This window comes from Pseudomonas sp. SDO5591_S426 (assembly GCF_054070755.1).
Genome location: NZ_JBSVXD010000393.1, coordinates 1 through 1,493, shown reverse-complemented (window position 1 = coordinate 1,493; position 1,493 = coordinate 1). Strand labels below are relative to the sequence as shown.

Sequence of the window (1,493 nt, the reverse complement as noted above, 5' to 3'; positions counted from 1 at the left end):
AAATACGCGTTTCCCTGTAGGAGCTGCCGCAGGCTGCGATCCTTTGATCCTCAAGCCATCCGCATCTTCCGCGCCTTGAGCCCGGCAATCAACGAAGGCCCCAACGCCACCAACGCCGACCCCAATACAACCAAAATCGCCCCGCCATAACCCAGACCATTGATGGTCTCGGCGTGCACATACTCCGGCCACCACCATGCGGCCAGGGCAACAGCGCCAAACGTCACCAACGGCGTGATTGCCAATGTCGCACTCACCCGCGAAGCTTCCCAATGCGCCAGCGCCTCGGCAAACGCACCGTAGGCAATCAGGGTGTTCATGCAACACGCCAGCAATAGCCAGCCTTGCAACGGATTCAATTGCAGCGCTTCCAGCGGATGCACCCACGGCGTCAGTAACAGCCCGCAAAACAGGTAGATCACCATCATCACCTGCAACGAATTCCATACCGTCAGCAGCTGTTTTTGCCCCAGCGCATAGAAAGTCCAGACCGTGGACGCCAACAACACCAGCAACACGCCGGCGGTGTAATCGCTCAATGACGTCAGCAACTCAGCCAGGCGCTGATTGAAAAACAGGACGAAACCGATCAGCAACACCAGCAAGCCAATGCCCTGCCCCAGGCTGAAACGCTCCTTGAATACAAACACGCTGGCGATCAGCAACATGATTGGCCCCATCTGCACCACCAGTTGCGCGGTGCCGGGGCTGAGCAGGTTCAGACCCATCAGATACAGCACATAGTTGCCCACCAGCCCGAGCACCGCCATCAACACCAGCCAGCCGCCACGCGGCCCGAGCACTTTGCGGCTCGGCAGGCGTTTGGTCGCCGCCAGATAAAGGAACAGGCAACCACCGGACACCATCAGGCGAAACCAGGTCACCGTGACCGGGTCCATCACCGTCAACACCTGTTTGAGCTTGATCGGCAGGATTCCCCACAGCAGCGCGGTCAGCAAGGCCAGGAAAAGTCCGTAAACCCAGCGACCCGATGAAATGTGCATGCGAACCCCAAAACCCAGTGACAAGAACCGCCATTCTAGGCGCACCGGCGTGTGGCACACAGGGACAGTTGGCCTCTGGCCGCGAATGAAACTGTGCAGGTCGCAACGTGAAATTGGCGTCGAGCCGTCGATCGGGTCGCCAGGCGCGGCAAGTACTTGTTGCCTAACCTGATTGGATCCATCAACAGCAATTCCCCTCAGGAGATCGCCATGTACGGCATGCGCGCCCAGGACAACGCCCCCGCCCTGCATTTTCGCAGTGACTGGTTATGTCGGGTGAATGGGGAGTTGTATTTCAGCACCCGGGAAAACACGCTGGAGGGGCCGTTTGCAAATACCGAGGCGGCTGTGCGGGAGGTTCAGGCTTATATTGAGCGGGTGCAGAATTTAAGCAATTGTCCTTAAATCGCAGCGTCTGCATCGCGGGCAAGCCCGCTCCCACAGGTTTTGTGGCGTATACAACATTTGTGATCGCCGGCAAACACTGTG

Annotated in this window: 2 protein-coding genes; one reads left to right on the top strand and one right to left on the bottom strand. The window is 58.3% G+C overall.

Going from position 1 to position 1,493, the window contains the following annotated elements; genetic code table 11:
- Positions 1–50: 50 nt before the first annotated feature.
- On the bottom strand, positions 51–1,004 hold the full coding sequence (locus tag ACW9JC_RS30225) for a DMT family transporter (protein WP_457459642.1): 954 nt from the start codon (positions 1,002–1,004) through the stop codon (positions 51–53).
- A gap of 210 nt (positions 1,005–1,214) precedes the next feature.
- Between ACW9JC_RS30225 and ACW9JC_RS30220 the strand changes: the two genes are divergently transcribed.
- A complete protein-coding gene (locus ACW9JC_RS30220; protein WP_457459640.1) occupies positions 1,215–1,409 on the top strand; it encodes a DUF6316 family protein in 195 nt (64 codons plus the stop codon).
- The last annotated feature ends 84 nt before the right edge of the window (positions 1,410–1,493 follow it).

Bases quoted from the DNA above. Each gene is read 5' to 3' on its own strand.
- ACW9JC_RS30225 (WP_457459642.1), bottom strand. From the start codon at position 1,004: ATGCACATTTCATCGGGTCGCTGGGTTTACGGACTTTTCCTGGCCTTG.
- ACW9JC_RS30220 (WP_457459640.1), top strand. From the start codon at position 1,215: ATGTACGGCATGCGCGCCCAGGACAACGCCCCCGCCCTGCATTTTCGC.